Below are 233 nucleotides of genomic sequence, written 5' to 3' on the forward strand. Positions count from 1 at the left end.
TTGTTCAGATTTCTTGTAGTCGAATTGATATCGGCATTAAGCCCTTTCATGGCGGCAGTATACTCAGACGTATCACCACCGATTTTGACGTACATGCCTTTGATTTTCTCATCTGATGATGACTTAGCCATTACTCACCCTCCCATGCCTTTATTTTCGCAATATACTTTTCATATCGTTCTTTGCTGATTTTTCCCTGCTTATATCGTTCTTCAACAACAGGTAGGTTCGCT

Origin of the sequence: Ruminococcus sp. CAG:57, from assembly GCF_000435935.1 — a bacterium.
GTDB classification, from domain to species: Bacteria; Bacillota; Clostridia; order Oscillospirales; family Ruminococcaceae; genus Hominimerdicola; species Hominimerdicola aceti.